Below are 18,182 nucleotides of genomic sequence, written 5' to 3'. Positions count from 1 at the left end.
ATAAATTTTAGGCTATCTTTGCACTATCAACTATCAACTATCAACTATCAACTATCAACTATCAACTATCAACTATCAACTATCAATTGAGCTATGGAAAACAAAAACTTTGATGTTATCATAATAGGAGGAAGCTATTCAGGATTATCAGCAGGAATGTCTTTAGGAAGATCTTTAAGAAACGTTCTCATCATTGATAACGGAAAACCCTGCAACAGACAGACTCCGCATTCCCATAACTTTGTTACTCATGACGGGAAAACTCCTGCGGAAATTGCAAAGCTGGCAAAAGAAGATGTAGAAAAGTATGACACTGTAAGGTTTTATAACGGAACAGTCATAAAAACAGCAAAAACAGCCGAAGGTTTTGTGATTGAAACTTCATCCGGAAAAGAATTTCATACTAAGAAGCTGATCCTTGCTTCGGGAGTAAAGGATATCATGCCGGATATTCCGGGATTTGCAGAATGCTGGGGAATTTCTGTTATCCATTGCCCCTATTGTCATGGCTATGAAGTAAAAAACAAAATAACAGGTGTTCTTTCTAATGGTGATATGGCCTACGAATTTTCAAAACTGATTTATAATCTGACTAAAAACCTTACTTTGTTTACCAATGGAAAAGCTGTACTTACGGAAGAACAAATCGGAAAACTTAGTCAGAATAACATTATTTATTCTTAACGAAGATGAAATTAAAGACATAAAACACGAAAATGGCTCTATTCAAAAAATAGTTTTCAAAAATGGAAAAGAAATTCCTTTACAGGCTTTGTATGCTAAAATTCCTTTTGAACAGAATATCAATGTATCCGATGATTTGGGATGTGAACTGACAGAACAGGGATTTATTAAAGTAGATATGATGCAGAAAACAACTGTTCCCGGAGTTTTTGCCTGTGGAGATAATGTGACCATGATGCGTTCTGTAGCCAATGCAGTTGCACAAGGAAATTTTGCCGGTGCTGTGGTGAATAAAGAACTTTCTGATGAGGAATTTTAAAAGCTTTTTGATGCATTTAAAAGAACCATAATGTAAGATTTATGGATACATCTTTTCATTTTTTAGTGTTTAAAAATCATTTTTTCAATAGAGAAATCTCGACGAAAATTCCGTACATTTGGGGTGAAAATTTCAAAAACTAAAAGTAAAATGGATATTATTTTCGACCTGATTGAAAAGGAAAGACAAAGACAAACCCATGGTTTAGAACTTATTGCATCAGAAAACTTTGTTTCTGAAAACGTGATGAAAGCAATGGGAAGTGTACTGACAAATAAATATGCTGAAGGATATCCCGGAAAAAGATATTACGGAGGATGTGAAGTAGTAGATGAGGTTGAAACTTTAGCAATCAACAGAGCTAAAGAACTTTTCGGAGTAGACTACGTGAATGTTCAGCCGCATTCCGGTTCTCAGGCGAATGCTGCCATTTATCTTGCAGTTTTGAAACCAGGTGACAAAATCATGGGGATGGATCTTTCAATGGGAGGACACCTTACTCACGGTTCTGCAGTGAATTTCTCTGGGATTCAATATAACGTAGTTTCTTACGGAGTTCAGCAGGAAACAGGTCTTATCGACTATGACCAAATGAGAGAAGTTGCATTGAGAGAAAAACCAAAAATGCTTATCGCTGGTTTCTCAGCATACTCAAGAGATTTAGATTATGCTAAATTCAGAGAAGTAGCAGACGAAGTTGGAGCTACACTTTGGGCAGATATCGCTCACCCGGCTGGTTTAGTGGCAAAAGGATTATTAAACTCTCCATTCGAGCACTGTCATGTAGTAACTACCACTACTCACAAAACTCTTAGAGGACCAAGAGGAGGTATGATCATGATGGGGAAAGACTTTGAAAATACTTACGGTCACAAAACTCCAAAAGGAGAAATCAAAATGATGAGCCAGGTACTTGACGGAGCTGTATTCCCAGGAATTCAGGGAGGACCTCTTGAGCATGTAATTGCTGGTAAAGCGGTAGCTTTCGGTGAAGCATTGGACGTACAGTTCGAAACCTATGCAAAACAGGTTAAATCTAATGCTCAGGCGTTATCAAAAGCAATGATCGACAGAGGTTTTGATATCGTAAGCGGTGGTACAGATAATCACCTGATGTTAGTAGACCTTAGAAATAAAGGAGTAAACGGTAAAGAAACTGAAAAAGCATTAGTACTTGCTGATATTACTTGTAATAAAAACATGGTTCCTTTTGATGATAAATCACCATTTACAACATCTGGTATCAGATTAGGGACTGCTGCTATTACAACCAGAGGACTTAAGGAAAATGATATGGATACTATTGCGGGATTAATTTCTGAAGTAGTAGATAATATCAAGAATGAAGAAGTTCTTGGATCTGTAAGAAAGAAAGTTAACGAATTAATGGAAGGTAAAGCTCTGTTCAATTACTAACAGACATTCCAATATCATATAAAGAATGGGCAAACTGCTCATTCTTTTTTTATTACAATGGAAAAGAAATCTTATACTTTCGACGAAATTAAACAGAAGCTTGTTAATTATTGTGTTTACCAGGACCGTTGCCATGCGGAAGTGGAACAGAAGATGAGAGAGTTTCTGCTTATTGATGAAGCAAAAGAAGAAATTATTTTATTTCTGCTGAAAGAAAATTTTCTGAACGAAGAAAGGTTTACCAGGAGCTATATCCGAGGGAAATTCTACATCAAACATTGGGGGAAGACCAAAATTAAGATCAATCTGAAACAAAAACAGATTTCAGAGAGGCTAATAAGCTCTTGTTTTGATGAGATAGATGACTCAGATTATGAAAAAACCATCAGAAAAATTTTTGATGATTATTACACCAAACAAACTGGCTTGAAAGAATATCAAAAAAAAACCAAAACTATAAAATATTTGATGAGTAAAGGTTTTGAGTATGAGAAAATAATTGATATTTTTGACTAAATATTAATAAATAAAAAAAACTTGACGTATGACTTTTAGGAAAAAAAACAATCAGTTCATTGAAAAAGATTGATATATAAAGATTTAATATTTTTTTTAAAGAAAAAACAGCTGAAATAAAAAATTTAGATAGATAAATGTCGCCTTGATAAACAGTTTCTATGGTATGATTTTTGTCTGTGGGTTTAGCTGTACCGCAATGAAATTGTTAGATTTTATAAATGTAACATCAAATTTATTTTTGATTTCAGCATATTGAAATAAATTTATTTTATTTTTGCATGATTGTATCGAAACTATCTTTGATTGGATAATTAGATATTATACCTTAATTAAATATGAACACCAATATAGACAATGTACAATTCTCTTAGAAAAACAATATTTGGAGGGGATAATGTTGTCAATCTCTCAGACGTAAGATATCTTCCTAGATGGATAATTCTTGTTATAGACATTATTATTCTGGTAATATCTTTATTTCTTTCTACTTACATTATCGCAAAAATTACAAAGCAGGAATTCATATATCATGATGATAAAAGCCTAATTTTCGCTTTTATTATTCTGGTAAATGCTGCTTTTATGTATGTCTTCAAGACCTATGCCGGGATCATCCGCCATTCTACTTTTATAGATTTATTTAAACTTCTGATCTCCTGCTTTTGCACAATGCTGGCTATCGGAACTGTAAATATCTGCTATTTCTGGATTACAGGAAGTAAATTCATCCTTACTCCTTATCTGATGCTTTATTTTGTAATTTCATTTATGGGATTATTTCTTTTCAGACTCTATGTGAAGGAATTTTTCCATATTGTAAGGGAATACAGAAGAAGCGCACTGAAAAAAAGAATTTTAGTATTGGGAATTGATGAACAATCTATTGCCATTGCACGTGCTATTCTTGATAACCCGAGTTTACCTTATCAGGTAGTAGGTTTCCTGACACAAAGAACAGATTCTAAAAGAGCATCTCTGTTAGGAAAGCCCATTTATGAAAAACAAAAAATAGAAGAAAATACCAAAGAAGATCTTATTATTGATGGCGTTCTTATTGTTAAAGAAATGATGGCCAGAGATGAGATGAATTCATGGGTGAATTTATTTTTAGAGAAAGATCTTAATGTCTTTAAAGCACCATCAGTACAAAAACTGAGAGACAGCGATTTGGGTGGATCTATCAGAAATCTTCAAATTGAAGATTTGTTAAATAGAAAACCTATCAAAATTCAGAACGAAAAAGTTAAAAGCAGACATTTTGATAAAACAGTATTAGTAACCGGTGGAGCAGGATCCATAGGAAGTGAAATTGTAAGACAGGTTGCTCTTTTCAACCCTTCATTGATTGTAGTTTTAGATCAGGCAGAAACACCGCTTTATGAAATTGAACTTGAAATGAGAGATAAATTTCCTCATATTCCTTTCAAATTTGTTTTAGGAGATGTTTCCAATCATCACAGAATGGAATCTCTGTTCCAAACGTACAATTTCTCAATGGTATATCATGCAGCTGCTTATAAGCATGTACCTTTGGTAGAAGAAAATCCTCACGAAGCTATCTTTGTTAATATATTAGGTTCTAAGATTGTTGCAAAACTATCCAGCAAGTATAAAGTAAACCGTTTCGTAATGGTATCTACAGATAAAGCTGTAAATCCAACGAACGTAATGGGTGCTTCAAAGCGTGCTGCTGAGCTTTTTGTACAGTCTCTTCAGAATGTAGAAGGTAACGTTACCAAGTTTATTACAACAAGATTTGGAAATGTATTAGGATCTAACGGTTCTGTAATCCCTCATTTTAAAAAGCAAATTGAAGCTGGAGGTCCGGTAACCATTACCCATCCGGAAATTGTAAGATATTTCATGACTATTCCTGAAGCTTGTGAACTGGTTCTTCAGGCAGGAACAATGGGTGAAGGAGGTGAAATTTTTGTTTTTGATATGGGAGAACCTGTTAAAATTATTGATCTTGCCAAAAGAATGATAAAATTATCAGGATTCGAACCTAATATTGATATTAAGATCATTTATACAGGATTGAGACCTGGCGAGAAGTTATATGAAGAACTCTTGAGTGATGACGCAAAAACACTTCCTACTCATAATGATAAAATCATGATCTCCAAAGATCCTTCTATAGGATTTGCAGAAATAGATACGCTTACTAAAGAAATTACAAAAGCTTCTCTTAGAAGAGATAAAGTGGAAGTAGTAAGGATTCTTAAAACTATAGTGCCGGAATTCCGAAGCAATAATTCAATCTACGAGGCTCTTGATAAATAGACAAAATATAAATGTATATTTGCATAATTTAACAAAATAATGAAAGGAAAAATATTAGCAGTAGTTTTGGCATCTTCATTAGTGATTTCCTGCAAAGTTAATCCCAATGCTAAGAATGATTTAAATTATATGCAGAATATAGAACAGGTTGCAATCAATGCCTCTGCTAAAAATTCAGCAAATACAATCCAGGTTGGGGATCAGCTTATTATTCTGATCACTGCAAAAGATATGGATGTTGTAAAACCTTTTAATCAGAATTATTCCTCATCAGAACTTATCCAGACAAATAATATAGCAGGAGGAAATACTCCTAACCAAGGAGCTACAATACTTTCAGGACCTACTTATATTGTAGATGCAAATGGAGATATTGACTTTCCTATATTGGGAAAACTGAATACATCAGATAAAAGTTTGACGGCATTCAAAGATGAATTAAGGGATAGAATGACAAAATATGTTATTAATCCAACAATTAATGTAAGGCTCACAAACTTCAAAGTTACCATATTAGGAGAAGTAAACAGACAGGGAGATTATACTATTGCCAATGGCCAGGCAACTATTTTAAATGCATTAGGGATGGCCGGGGATTTGACTCAATATGGAAAAAGAGAAGATATATTGGTTGTCAGAACAGAAAATGGTGTGGTTTCTCATGGCCGTATCAATATTCGGGATGCTAATTCAGTTAATTCTCCATATTATAATCTTAAGCAAGGAGATGCTATTATTGTTTCTTCAAACAATACAAAAGATGTTATGGCAAAACAGAATCCCAATACTGGACTTTACCTGACCGCCATTTCTATTGCGGTTACAGCAGTTGCCGTAGTAGTAAGTTTATTTAATAAGAAATAACAATTGATGGATAACCAGCAAACTTCACAATTTTCAGAAGTGGAAAACAATTCAAATAAAATTAATTTTAGTGAAATAATCAAACCATATTTAAGGAGATGGCCATGGTTTATTTTTTGTGCAATGGTAGCTTTAACGATTGGCTATTTTGCCATAAGATTTATGACTCCAGTCTATTATGTGGAAACCACCTTACTTATAAAAGATTCCAAAAATTCATCTTCAAATAACGAATTGGGTGTTCTTTCTGATTTATCAGGACTGGGAGGAATGAAAACTAACAGTATTTCCAATGAGATTGAAGTTTTGAAATCAAAAAAGCTGATGAGGGATGTGGTTATCAATAAAAACCTTCAGGCTAATATCATTGTTAAAGGAAAAGTAAGTCGTGTTGAGCTATACAAAGAATCTTCGCCCATTGAAGTAAAAGTTATAAATGAGAAGGTATCCAAAAAAGCAAATAATCTTATTAATGTAGAATTAAAAGGGGAAGAAATTATAATACATGATGAAGAGCAGAAAAAAGATATTATTTCTGGTTATGGAAGAATGATAAATCTTCCTTTTGCTAATATTATCATTACTAAAAATAAAGAATATAACCCTAAAGCATCACCCAATATTGATAAGAAAAATTTAGAATTACTCATATCATCGGTTGAAGCAAAAGTGAATGCATTAACAAGTGCTCTTAATGTAGATTTAGCAAACAAAGAAGCTACTGTACTTAGGCTTTCAATGAATTATCCGGTAATTTCAAAGGCACAAGATATTCTTAATTCATTAGTTGTTGCTTATAATAACGATGCTATCTTGGATAAAAACCAGGAGTCTAAAAAAACATTAGATTTTATTGAAGATAGAGTAAAAAAACTTTCAGTAGAGCTTGGTCAGGTTGAAAATGAAAAAGAGAGTTTTAAATCAAAGAATAATCTTACTGACCTTGAAACAGAAGCTAAAATAGATCTTGAAAGTTCTGCAGAAGCTCGCGGAAAACAATTGGATCTTGATGCCCAATTGGAATTGACAAATTCTTTGATTTCTTTCATGTCCAAGCAAGGACAGTATCAGGTTTTACCAATGAATATCGGATTAAATAATCCTGAAGCTGTTTCTGCAATTACATCCTACAACCAATTAGTAATGCAAAGAGCGAGATTATTAGAATCTGCAACTACAGAAAACCCTATAGTTGTTGAAACTAGTAAACAAATAAATTCAATGCGTACTTCAGTTGTTCAAACTCTACAGAGAAATAAGGCAGGGTTAGAACTTGCAAGAAATGAATATGTAGGAGAGCAAAATAAGGTAACAGGAAAAATAGCTAAAATTCCTTCCATAGAAAAAATATTCAGGGGAATAGAAAGACAACAAAAAATTAAAGAAAACTTATATTTATTATTATTACAGAAAAGAGAAGAAACAGCTATTGCGCAATCTATTACGGCACCAAAAGCGAGAGTCATTGATATGGCGTATGCTTTTGCAAACCCTGTTGCACCAAAAACCCAAGCTATTTTATTCGTTTCATTATTTCTTGGATTGTTAGTTCCTTTTATTATTATTTACATGTCTCAACTGTTTAATAATAAAATTGTTACAAAACATGATCTTGAGAAGTTAGTTCATGCACCTATTATTGCAGAATTACCAAGTCTTGAAAAAGGAGATTCTGAAATTGTTAAAATGAATGATATTACGCCTATGGCGGAAGCATTTAGAATTCTTATTACCAATATGAATTTCATGCTTTCAAAAGAGAAAAAAGGGAAAGTAGTATTTGTTACTTCAACTGTAAAGGGAGAAGGAAAAACATTCACCTCCGTGAATTTAGCTTTAACACTGGCAAACCCTAAGAAAAAAGCAATTATCATCGGATCTGATATCAGAAATCCTCAGCTTCAAAGATATAATCCTGCCAGAAAAGGACTTGCTGGGCTTACGGAGTATCTTTACAATGACGACACTAAACTTACAGATATTATTCATGTATCATCTTTTAATCCTTATCTGGATGTAATTTATTCAGGAATGATTCCTCCAAATCCAACAGAATTATTATCCAACGGTCGTTATGAGATTCTTCTCAGCGAACTGAAAGATAAATATGAATATATTATCCTGGATACCGCGCCACTACTTCTTGTAACAGATACTTTCCTTATTGCTGAACTTTCTGATGTTACAATTTATGTATCCAGATCTAAATACACCGAAAAAGCATTATTAGAATTTGCTAATAACAATATTGATCAGAAAAAAATCAAAAATGTTGGATTTGTACTTAACGATGTAAGCCGAGAAAATTTAGGATACAGTAACAAGTATGGTTATGGTTATAACCAACATACAGAACAATCATGGTTTCAAAAAATAAAAAATAAACTTAGTTAATGATAACAACATATAAAATAGCAGTTATAGGCCAAGGTTATGTAGGTCTTCCTTTATCTCTTGAATTTGCAGATCACTATCCTGTTTTTGGATTTGATATCAATACTCAGCGTGTAGATCAGCTTAATAACGGAAAGGATATAACGCTTGAAGCTGATGTTGATAAATTAAATAATGGACTGAAAAAATATAATGAATCCAATGGTTCTTTAGGCTATAAAGCAACAAGCCTGTTATCTGATATTTCTGAAGCTAATGTATTCATTGTAACAGTTCCTACCCCTATTGATAAATATAATGCTCCAGATCTGAATCCATTAATTTCTGCTTCAAAAATGTTAGGAGAAATTATCAAAAAAGGAGATATTGTTATTTATGAATCTACAGTTTTTCCTGGATGTACAGAAGAAGAATGCGTACCGGTTCTTGAAAAATATTCAGGCCTTACATTTAACGAAGATTTTTTTGTAGGTTATTCTCCGGAAAGAATTAATCCTGGAGATAAAGTAAATACTCTTACAAGTGTTAAAAAAGTAACATCTGGTTCTACCGACAAGATTGCTGAGGAAGTAGATAGTCTATATAAGAAAATTATTACTGCAGGAACCCATAAAGCGCCTAGCATTAAAGTAGCAGAAGCCTCAAAAGCGATTGAAAATGCACAAAGGGATGTTAATATTTCTTTTGTTAACGAATTAGCTTTAATTTTCGATAGAGTAGGTATCGATACCAATGATGTATTGGAAGCGGCAGGTACAAAATATAACTTCCTAAAATATAAACCAGGATTGGTGGGAGGACACTGTATCTCCGTAGATCCTTATTACCTTGCACACAAAGCAGAACAGTTAGGATATCACCCGGATGTTATTTTATCTGGAAGACGTGTAAATGACTCTATTGCAAAGTTTGTTGCAGCTAAAGTAGTGAAACTTCTTATTGCAAAAGGGGGAGTGATCAAAAACTCAAATGCTTTGATTTTAGGAGTTACATTCAAAGAAAACTGTCCGGATGTCAGAAATACTAAAGTTGTAGATATTTACAGAGAACTTGCAGATTATGGAGTTAATGTAGATATTTATGATCCCTGGGCGAGTAAAGATGAAGTAAAACATGAATATGGAATTGATATTCTGGACGCTCTTGAGGATGGGAAAAAGTATGATTCTTTAGTGATTGCAGTATCTCACAATGAGTTCCTGGAAATGGATCTGGATCAGCTTAAAAAAGAAAATGCTGTGGTTTTTGACACCAAAGCATGTTTAGACAGAAATCTGGTAGATGCAAGATTATAACAGATCATGAACTATGATATCATAATCATTGGTGCAGGTTTGGTAGGTTTGGCTACAGCCTACCAGACTCAACTTAAAAATCCTGATTCTAAGATTCTTATTTTAGAAAAAGAAAATGACGTGGCATTGCACCAGTCAGGACATAACAGTGGAGTAATCCATAGCGGGATTTATTATAAACCGGGAAGCCTTAAAGCTAAAAATTGTATTGAAGGGTATAATTCAGTCATTAACTTTGCTGAGAAACACGGTATACGATATGACCTTTGCGGAAAGATTATTGTAGCTACTTCGCAGGAAGAATTACCCCTTCTAGATAATATCTATAAAAGAGGAGTAGAAAACGGATTACAAGACTTAAAATACCTTTCAAGAGAAGAGTTCCGTGAAATCGAACCGCATTGTGAAGGAGTAAGAGCAATTAAAGTGCCACAAACCGGAATTATCGACTATCCGGGAATTGCAAAAAAAATAAAAGAACTTTTTGAAGCATTAGGAGGAGAAGTAAGATTTAATCATGAAGTAAAAAATATCATTGATAAAGGATCTGAAATTATTGTCAATACCAATATTTCCGAATTTAAAACCAAAAAGTTAATTTCCTGCGCAGGATTGTATTCCGATAAGATAACCAGAATGACCAACGAAAAAAACGATGTGGTCATTATTCCTTTTAGAGGAGAATATTATAAAATTAAGGATGAAAAAAAATATCTGGTAAAACATCTTATTTATCCGGTACCTGATCCTAACTTTCCGTTTCTTGGAGTTCACTTTACCAGAATGATTGATGGTAATATAGAAGCTGGCCCTAATGCTGTTTTGGCCTTCAAAAAAGAAGGATATAACTTTTTTGATTTCAATTTTAACGAAACCATGCAAACCATGCTATGGCCGGGATTTAGAAAAATTGTAGCAAAATATGGAAAAACCGGAATGGGAGAAATGCACCGTTCACTTTCCAAATCTGCATTTACAAAAGCCCTTCAAAAGCTTTTACCGGAAATACAGGAAAACGATCTTGTTACAGGAGGTTCAGGAGTAAGAGCTCAAGCTTGCGACAGAAATGGAGGTTTGATTGATGATTTTGATATCGTGAAAAACGGAAACATTATTCATGTTAGAAATGCTCCTTCTCCAGCAGCTACGTCCTGCCTTTCTATAGGAAATAAAATAAGTGAGCTGATCATGAATTAAAAAATGCACTCTGTGCACTCAAAAAACTAAGAATATGAAAATTCAAATGGTTGACCTTAAAGGTCAATACCTGAAAATAAAAGAAGACGTAGATATCAGTATTCAGGAATGTATCGATAGTACCGCATTTATTAATGGTCCTGCAGTAAAAGAATTTCAACAGGATTTTGAAAAATATCTGGGAGTAAAACATGTTATTCCATGTGCTAACGGAACAGATGCTCTTCAAATTGCCATGATGGCACTTGATCTGCAGCCAGGTGATGAAGTAATATGCCCTGCTTTCACGTATGTAGCCACTGCGGAAGTTATTGGTCTTTTAGGATTAAAACCAGTAATGGTAGATGTAGACAAAGATACTTTCGATATAGAGTTAAATGGTCTTGAAAAATATCTGACACCCAAAATCAAAGCCATTGTTCCTGTTCATTTATACGGCCAAAGTGCTGATATGGAGAAAATTCTTGAATTTGCGGAAAAGTACAACCTTTTTGTGATTGAAGATAATGCTCAGGCAATAGGTTCTGATTATACTTTTTCTGATGGAACTGTGAAAAAAACGGGAACTATCGGGCATATCGGATGTACCTCATTTTTCCCTTCAAAAAATCTCGGATGCTATGGCGATGGTGGTGCATTGATGACAAATGACGATGAATTAGCTTTTAATATCAGAATGATTGCCAACCACGGTCAGGAAAAGAAATATTATCACAAAGTTTTAGGTTGTAATTCAAGATTGGATACCATTCAGGCAGCCGTATTAAAAGTTAAGCTTAAGCATTTGGATGAGTATTCTGCTTCCCGAAACAGAATGGCAGATTATTATGATACAAACCTTGCAGAGATAGCTGAAATTCAAACTCCTAAGAGAGCTGTAAATTCTACCCATGTATTTCATCAGTATACCCTTAGAGTGAAAAATGGGAAAAGAGACGAATTACAAAAATATTTGGCAGAAAAGAATATTCCAAGTATGGTATATTATCCTTTGCCTCTTTACAAACAAGAAGCTTTTCTTCAATATGTAGAAGAAGGTTTTAGTCTTCCGGTTACGGAGCAGCTTTGCAAAGAAGTTATTTCCCTTCCTGTACATACAGAATTTAATCAGGAAGTACTGGATGTTATTATTACAGAAATTAAGAACTATTTTAATTAATATAAAGCAGATATGTCGGATTTTTTTGCACACGAAACAGCCGTTATTGACGAAGGATGTCAAATAGGTGAAGGAACCAAAATTTGGCACTTTTCACACCTTATGACAGGTTGCATTTTAGGTGAAAAATGTAATATAGGTCAGAATGTTGTCATCTCACCTAAAGTAGTTTTAGGACAGAATGTGAAAGTTCAGAATAATGTATCCATCTATGAAGGAGTAACATGTGATGATGATGTTTTTTTAGGCCCTTCTATGGTTTTTACCAATGTGATAAATCCGAGAAGTGCAGTAAACAGAAAAAATGAATATCTGAAGACCCATGTAGGAAAAGGTGCATCTATAGGCGCTAATGCAACTATTGTTTGTGGACATAATATAGGTCAGTTTGCCTTTATTGGAGCAGGAGCCGTGGTTACAAAAGAAGTTCCGGATTATGCATTGGTAGTAGGAAACCCTGCAAGACAAATGGGATGGATGAGTGAATTCGGGCAAAGACTTGAATTTGATGCAGAAAATATAGCTGTTTGTGAAGAAAGTGGAGAAAAATACAAATTAGAAAATAATAAAGTTTCAAAGATTTAAAAACATACAAATGAGTGAAAAAATAAAATTTGCAGTCGTTGGCTGCGGACATATCGGAAAAAGACACGCCGAAATGATCACAAGAAATGAAGAATGTGAATTAGTAGGCTTGATTGATGTTAAAGATAAATCTCAATTGGGAATCGAAAGTTATGACGCTCCCTTTTTTGCATCTCTGGATGAGTTTTTAGCTTCCGGGATTGAAGTAGATGTTATTAACATTGCTTCTCCCAACGGATTCCATTTTGAGCAATCTTATAAAGTGATAGATGCAGGTAAGCACGTTGTAGTAGAAAAGCCAATGGCTCTGAAAAAACAGCATGCGGAAAAACTTATTTTTCAGGCTTTGCACAAGCATAAACAGGTTTTTGCAGTAATGCAAAACAGATATTCACCACCTTCTGCATGGGTGAAAGAAATGGTAGAAAGCGGAAAACTAGGGAATATATATATGGTTCAGCTTAATTGCTACTGGAACCGTGATGACAGATATTACAAGACAGAATCATGGCACGGGAAAAAAGATCTTGACGGAGGAACCTTATTTACACAGTTTTCTCACTTTATCGATATCATGTACTGGCTGTTTGGTGATATTACCAATATTCAGGCAAAATTTGCAGATTTTAATCATGCAACTCTTACAGATTTTGAAGATTCAGGATTCGTTAGCTTTGATTTTGTAGACGGAGGAATGGGTTCATTGAATTATTCTACTTCAGTCTGGAATCAGAATCTTGAAAGTTCTATGACCATTATCGCAGAAAATGGATCTGTGAAGATTGGAGGACAATATATGGACAAAGTAGAAGTTTGTAATATAAAAGACTATGTAATGCCGGAATTGGCTCCAACTAACCCTGGAAATGATTATGGTGCTTATAAAGGATCTGCAGCCAATCACCATTTTATCATTGAAAACGTTGTAGATGTATTAAAAGGAAGAAATACCATTACTACGAATGCTTTAGAAGGATTGAAAGTAGTGGATATTATTGAGAGAATATATGATAAAAAATAGGAAATTCTCATTACTTTGGTATAATGATGAATTTGAAAATGAAAGAAGAAAGAACTATACTGTCAGATCCTTGAATTTTGTTCAACCCTGAATAATGAAAAACAGATATGAGAATTTTGATAACGGAAGCAAATTATAAAAACTCTATAGCGCTGCAGAGGGAATTACATAGAGAAAATAGGCACCAAATTTTTGCTATGGATAAAGAATCTGTTTTTTTTGCTAAAAGATTTGGTTATTGTAAAGATTATATTGTTGGGGATTTGGAACAATCAGTCAAACAGATTAACCCCGAATTTATAATTCCTGTAGGGAGCGATGCTGTAAAGATATGCTCTGAAAAATATAGAGAATTATGTTTAATACCTACAAAAGAGAGTCTTGAAATAGCACTAAATAAAGATAAAATGCTAATTTTGAACTCTCTTAGCGATGTAAATTATCCCGAATGTAAATTATTTTCAAATCTGGAGGAATTAAGGCTATACAGTAGAGATAAGAATTGTGTTGTTAAATCAAGCAATGAAAGCTTAGCCAAATTTGATCCGTTATATGTAAAATTAGGCTCTGAATCCGAATTTAAAAAAATAGAAAAATACTTGTCAAGGGGAGTAAAACTATTAATGCAGGAGCAGGTATCAGGAGTAGGCAGAGGCTTTTTTTGTATTGCTAAAGAAGGTAAAATCATTAGCTATTATATGCACCAGCGTATTAGAGAAATACCAATTACCGGGGGATCCAGTACAGCTGCCAAGTCTATTTTTTGTGAAAAAATGTTTAATATATCTAAACAAATTATAGAATATTTAAATTGGTCTGGCCCATTAATGATTGAGTATAAATATGATAAGACGAAACAAGAATATTATTTAATAGAGTTAAATCCCAAATTTTGGGGTTCATTAGATTTATCTTATGCAGTAGGACTTAATTTTGGAAAAACTTTGATTGAAGCTTATTCAAATAACATAGAAGAACAAACTGAAAAAAAATATGAAGTTGAAAAAAAATTCTTTTGGGTTTTAGACGGAGATCTTTTGGTTTTACTTAAAACAGGAAAACTGCATAAAATAAAAGAATATTTTTATAAGGACTCTTATACGAACTTGTTTGAAAACTTTTTCGTTGATTCAATCAAATTAATATGGACCATAAAGAAAATTTTCTCAAAGTAAATAAAATGAAAAAGGGAATTTTTCATTTTCATAGTACCTATTCCTATGATGGAATAAATACGATTGAAAAAATAGTGAAAACAATAAGAGATAAAAAACTTGATTTTGTTGTTTTAACTGATCATGAGACCATAAAAGGGAGTTTAGAACTTCAAAGAAAAATAAAAGAACTAAATCTGAATGTAGAGATTCCTATTGCTGCGGAATATAAAACTGATCGGGGAGATGTTATAGCATTAAATGTAAAGAATGAAATTACAGACATGACATGGCAGGAGTTTTATAAAAGTGCAAAAGAACAAAATGCCATCTTGATTTTACCTCATCCATATGACGGGCACACCCAAATAGAAGAACTGGCACAAGCTGTTGATGTGATAGAAGTATTTAACGCCAGATCATCAGTCATTAATAACTACAAGTCTTATCTGTTGTCTCTAAAATATAAAAAACCTGTAATCTGGAGCTCTGATTCCCATATTCCTCAAACTCTTTTAAATGTAGTGGTGGGATATGAAAAAAATGATTTGAAATTTCATGAAGCATTAACGAATGGCGAAATTGCCCCATTATTTCTTAAAAAAAGTTCAGTATCAGATATTTTTTTATCACAAGTTAAAAAAGCGTATGTGAACAAAAATTTTAAATTGTTTATATATATTGTATATAAAACTCTTTTTAAGAGAACTAAAGAAGATTATTTAAATTTATGAAAAGAAAAATAATATCTTTTTTAGGTAGCAATATATTATCTCAGTTAATATTACTGATTGCAGTTCCATTAACCGGAAGAATTTATTCTGATTACGAAATTGGAGTACTTTCCTTTATTTTATCAATTTCAGCCCCATTAGCGTACTTTTATACTTTATCCTACAACAAAGCAATTATGTTACCAGCAAAGAGCGAAGAATATAGTATGCTATATGCTGTTTCCATTTTTTTAAGTATAACCATCTCATTAATTTCCTTTTTCGTTATACTTATTTCAATGTTATTTTTTGATATAGATTCCTATTTTTTAATTGTACCGTTGGTTGCATTTAGTCAATCTTTATATGGTGCATCAAAAGATATTCTTATAAAAAAAGGCTTGTTGAATATTGTCAGTAAATCAATGATACTAAGCTCTGTGTTTGCAGTTATCATTATACTTTCTGGTTATTATATAAAATTATCATACTGGGTTTTGATATTATCTTATGTGATTCCTAATTTTTTTGCTACTATATTTATATTGTTTTATCTCAAAATACAAAGAAGAAATTTTGTTTACAAAGAGTTCTACAATATTATAATTAAATATAAGTCCTTTCCATTGCATCAGATGCCCGCTTATTTTATTAATACTTTTAATGCGGAGTTACCTAGTTTCTTTATAAAACATTATTTTGGAGAAGCTATTTTGGGGAATTATTTTATGGCTTCCAAAATTGTGAATAAACCACTAAGTTTAATATCTGAAAGTTTAAATGGGTTAATATACAAGGATTTGTCAGAAACCAATAAAGCGAAACTCAATAAGAAAATGAATACCTATGTTGGATTATTATTTTTGGTTTCCCTACTATTTGCTATTGTATATTTAATTTTTGGGGAATATTTTTTCTCTTTATTTTTTGATATTAATAAATGGAGAAAGGCATTTGATATGAGTAAAATAATAATTTTCACGACTGTTATTTCATCGTCTTTTTCTCATTATTCAAGTGGTGTATTGGTTAAAAGAAAGAATAAAATTTTCCTCGTTTGGGAGGTAATTACCACTTTGGTTTTGTTTGTTTCATTTTTTTTAGGAAAGAGCTCTACAATAGATTTCTTTATATGGATTTATGTAGGAGTAATTTTATTTAGATATTTATTACTTTCTTTACTATTTAATAAATCTTGATTTTTTGTTTCCATGAAAGTAATGTTAAAAAAATTGCGAACAGAAAATGCTATATTATATACAATTAAGTTTTTACTGAAAATTGCATTTGGCTATACCGTTTCTCCAACTTTAGAATTTTTATCGGAAGATAGTGTAACAATTCAGGTTGAGGGAATAAGAATTAAATTTAAGTTATGTTCACACGATAAATTGCTTGATTTGATAGAAGGCAAAGCTCATATGAAGTCTATACCTTCATATGATGATTATCATTACATTCCGGTTATTGATGAAAATGTAAGTGATTTTTATGAATGTAATAATGGACATATTCAAATCAATTATGATATTATTACTTTATCTTTTGTTTTATTATCATGCTATGATGAATTGACCTCAGAAGCGCGAGATGAATTTGACAGATTCAGATATAAAGATAGTTTAGTCTGTAAATATAATCTGATTACTACACCCGTTGTTGATGAATACGCATTTCTGATCAGAAAAATTCTTAAAAATGAAGTACAAAGTTTTACTCCCTCATTAAAGCCAACAATAATTGTTCCTACTCATGATATAGATAACCTTTATAGATTTGACGGTTTTTTTACATCGGTTAAGACTTTGGCTGCAGAAGCTATTAGAGAAAGAAGACCTTTACAATTATGCAGTTCAATACTGAACATGTTAAAAACTATTGTTTTTAAAAAAGAAGATCAGTACCTTAAAGGCATAGAGCAATTGTATAAAGATTCAAAAAAATACGGTTTAAGATCAGTTTTTTTCTTTATGACTGCGAAGCCATCTCAATTTGATAAAGGTCAGGTGATAAATAAAAATGTTTTAAAGGTGATTTCTAAAATTACAGATGCAGATATGCTGCTGGGTATTCATCCAGGCTTTAATACGTTCAGGGATATTGCTGTTATGAACGATGAAATAGAGAGGCTTAGAAATACATCAGAAAGAGATATTGTATTGGCAAGACAGCATTATCTTAGATTTGACCGTAGAGTAACTTTTGAAAATCTTGAGAAATGTGGTATAAAGGTCGATTATACTATGGGATTTGCAGACCATGAAGGATTTAAATGTGGTACAGCACACCAATTTCACCCATATAATTTTGAAAAAGACCAACCTTACAACATTCTTGAGAACCCTCTAATTGCTATGGATGCTACATTGACGCATTACCAAAAATATTCTATGGATAAAGCTTTTGAGGTATTGGAAAATCTTTTCAAAATAACAAAAAGAGTTGAAGGTGATTTCACCATACTTTGGCATAATGATAGAGTTTTCAGAGATCAAAAGTGGTATAAGAAGGTGTATTTAAGATTTATTTCACAATATAATATGAAAAAATAGAAACTTACAATAATAACAAAAAAAGAT

At 32.6% G+C, this 18,182-nt stretch carries 14 protein-coding genes and 1 pseudogene; all 15 read left to right on the top strand.

The features are described 5' to 3' along the window. Positions 1-93 precede the first annotated feature (93 nt). The 15 genes and pseudogenes from ACKTTZ_RS02735 to ACKTTZ_RS02665 all read left to right on the top strand — a co-directional run bounded on the left by ACKTTZ_RS02735 (position 94) and on the right by ACKTTZ_RS02665 (position 18,155). Positions 94-1,003: pseudogene (locus ACKTTZ_RS02735) on the top strand (NAD(P)/FAD-dependent oxidoreductase). A 150-nt stretch (positions 1,004-1,153) separates the two neighbouring features. After that, positions 1,154-2,419: a serine hydroxymethyltransferase gene (gene glyA / locus ACKTTZ_RS02730; protein ID WP_034699074.1), complete on the top strand. Its 1,266-nt coding sequence runs from the start codon at positions 1,154-1,156 to the stop codon at positions 2,417-2,419. 57 nt (positions 2,420-2,476) lie between these two features. Beyond that, complete coding sequence (locus ACKTTZ_RS02725; RefSeq protein ID WP_051934591.1) at positions 2,477-2,935, top strand: regulatory protein RecX; 459 nt, start codon at positions 2,477-2,479, stop codon at positions 2,933-2,935. Positions 2,936-3,292: 357 nt separating this feature from the next. Continuing rightward, complete coding sequence (locus tag ACKTTZ_RS02720) at positions 3,293-5,221, top strand: nucleoside-diphosphate sugar epimerase/dehydratase (protein ID WP_034699080.1); 1,929 nt, start codon at positions 3,293-3,295, stop codon at positions 5,219-5,221. Between the two features lie 39 nt (positions 5,222-5,260). Further along, positions 5,261-6,085: a polysaccharide biosynthesis/export family protein gene (locus ACKTTZ_RS02715; RefSeq protein WP_034699083.1), complete on the top strand. Its 825-nt coding sequence runs from the start codon at positions 5,261-5,263 to the stop codon at positions 6,083-6,085. Positions 6,086-6,091: 6 nt separating this feature from the next. Next, positions 6,092-8,479, top strand: a complete 2,388-nt coding sequence (locus tag ACKTTZ_RS02710; protein ID WP_034699085.1) for a polysaccharide biosynthesis tyrosine autokinase — start codon at positions 6,092-6,094, stop codon at positions 8,477-8,479. Beyond that, on the top strand, positions 8,479-9,774 hold the full coding sequence (locus ACKTTZ_RS02705; protein ID WP_079242932.1) for a nucleotide sugar dehydrogenase: 1,296 nt from the start codon (positions 8,479-8,481) through the stop codon (positions 9,772-9,774). Before ACKTTZ_RS02710 ends, ACKTTZ_RS02705 begins: the two co-directional genes overlap by 1 nt. Before the next feature lie 6 nt (positions 9,775-9,780). Then, the gene (lhgO, locus tag ACKTTZ_RS02700) at positions 9,781-10,971 is read left to right on the top strand and encodes an L-2-hydroxyglutarate oxidase (protein WP_034699090.1); all 1,191 of its coding nucleotides are present in this window, start codon (positions 9,781-9,783) and stop codon (positions 10,969-10,971) included. A 34-nt stretch (positions 10,972-11,005) separates the two neighbouring features. Further along, a complete protein-coding gene (locus ACKTTZ_RS02695) occupies positions 11,006-12,130 on the top strand; it encodes a DegT/DnrJ/EryC1/StrS family aminotransferase (protein ID WP_407847224.1) in 1,125 nt (374 codons plus the stop codon). 12 nt (positions 12,131-12,142) lie between these two features. Next, positions 12,143-12,715 carry a DapH/DapD/GlmU-related protein gene (locus ACKTTZ_RS02690; protein ID WP_407847222.1) on the top strand — a complete coding sequence of 191 codons (573 nt, stop codon included), beginning with the start codon at positions 12,143-12,145 and terminating at the stop codon, positions 12,713-12,715. Between the two features lie 10 nt (positions 12,716-12,725). After that, the gene (locus ACKTTZ_RS02685) at positions 12,726-13,736 is read left to right on the top strand and encodes a Gfo/Idh/MocA family protein (RefSeq protein WP_034699096.1); all 1,011 of its coding nucleotides are present in this window, start codon (positions 12,726-12,728) and stop codon (positions 13,734-13,736) included. 107 nt (positions 13,737-13,843) lie between these two features. Further along, positions 13,844-14,911 carry a hypothetical protein gene (locus ACKTTZ_RS02680; RefSeq protein WP_407847220.1) on the top strand — a complete coding sequence of 356 codons (1,068 nt, stop codon included), beginning with the start codon at positions 13,844-13,846 and terminating at the stop codon, positions 14,909-14,911. Next, positions 14,881-15,624 (top strand): PHP domain-containing protein, encoded by a 744-nt coding sequence (locus ACKTTZ_RS02675; RefSeq protein ID WP_051934593.1) that lies wholly within the window; start codon positions 14,881-14,883, stop codon positions 15,622-15,624. The genes ACKTTZ_RS02680 and ACKTTZ_RS02675 overlap by 31 nt, the downstream gene beginning before the upstream one ends. Beyond that, on the top strand, positions 15,621-16,802 hold the full coding sequence (locus ACKTTZ_RS02670; protein ID WP_034699100.1) for a lipopolysaccharide biosynthesis protein: 1,182 nt from the start codon (positions 15,621-15,623) through the stop codon (positions 16,800-16,802). The genes ACKTTZ_RS02675 and ACKTTZ_RS02670 overlap by 4 nt, the downstream gene beginning before the upstream one ends. 12 nt (positions 16,803-16,814) lie before the next feature. Next, a complete protein-coding gene (locus ACKTTZ_RS02665) occupies positions 16,815-18,155 on the top strand; it encodes a polysaccharide deacetylase family protein (RefSeq protein ID WP_253316987.1) in 1,341 nt (446 codons plus the stop codon). Positions 18,156-18,182: the final 27 nt, after the last annotated feature.

Origin of the sequence: Chryseobacterium sp. KCF3-3, from assembly GCF_045865955.1 — a bacterium.
Classification (GTDB): Bacteria; Bacteroidota; Bacteroidia; order Flavobacteriales; family Weeksellaceae; genus Chryseobacterium.
This window is presented reverse-complemented; position numbering and strand designations above follow the sequence as displayed.

Bases quoted from the DNA above. Each gene is read 5' to 3' on its own strand.
- ACKTTZ_RS02715 (WP_034699083.1), top strand. From the start codon at position 5,261: ATGAAAGGAAAAATATTAGCAGTAGTTTTGGCATCTTCATTAGTGATT.
- glyA (WP_034699074.1), top strand. From the start codon at position 1,154: ATGGATATTATTTTCGACCTGATTGAAAAGGAAAGACAAAGACAAACC.
- ACKTTZ_RS02680 (WP_407847220.1), top strand. From the start codon at position 13,844: ATGAGAATTTTGATAACGGAAGCAAATTATAAAAACTCTATAGCGCTG.
- ACKTTZ_RS02675 (WP_051934593.1), top strand. From the start codon at position 14,881: ATGGACCATAAAGAAAATTTTCTCAAAGTAAATAAAATGAAAAAGGGA.
- ACKTTZ_RS02685 (WP_034699096.1), top strand. From the start codon at position 12,726: ATGAGTGAAAAAATAAAATTTGCAGTCGTTGGCTGCGGACATATCGGA.
- ACKTTZ_RS02670 (WP_034699100.1), top strand. From the start codon at position 15,621: ATGAAAAGAAAAATAATATCTTTTTTAGGTAGCAATATATTATCTCAG.
- ACKTTZ_RS02705 (WP_079242932.1), top strand. From the start codon at position 8,479: ATGATAACAACATATAAAATAGCAGTTATAGGCCAAGGTTATGTAGGT.
- ACKTTZ_RS02720 (WP_034699080.1), top strand. From the start codon at position 3,293: ATGTACAATTCTCTTAGAAAAACAATATTTGGAGGGGATAATGTTGTC.
- ACKTTZ_RS02710 (WP_034699085.1), top strand. From the start codon at position 6,092: ATGGATAACCAGCAAACTTCACAATTTTCAGAAGTGGAAAACAATTCA.
- ACKTTZ_RS02725 (WP_051934591.1), top strand. From the start codon at position 2,477: ATGGAAAAGAAATCTTATACTTTCGACGAAATTAAACAGAAGCTTGTT.
- ACKTTZ_RS02690 (WP_407847222.1), top strand. From the start codon at position 12,143: ATGTCGGATTTTTTTGCACACGAAACAGCCGTTATTGACGAAGGATGT.
- ACKTTZ_RS02665 (WP_253316987.1), top strand. From the start codon at position 16,815: ATGAAAGTAATGTTAAAAAAATTGCGAACAGAAAATGCTATATTATAT.
- ACKTTZ_RS02695 (WP_407847224.1), top strand. From the start codon at position 11,006: ATGAAAATTCAAATGGTTGACCTTAAAGGTCAATACCTGAAAATAAAA.
- lhgO (WP_034699090.1), top strand. From the start codon at position 9,781: ATGAACTATGATATCATAATCATTGGTGCAGGTTTGGTAGGTTTGGCT.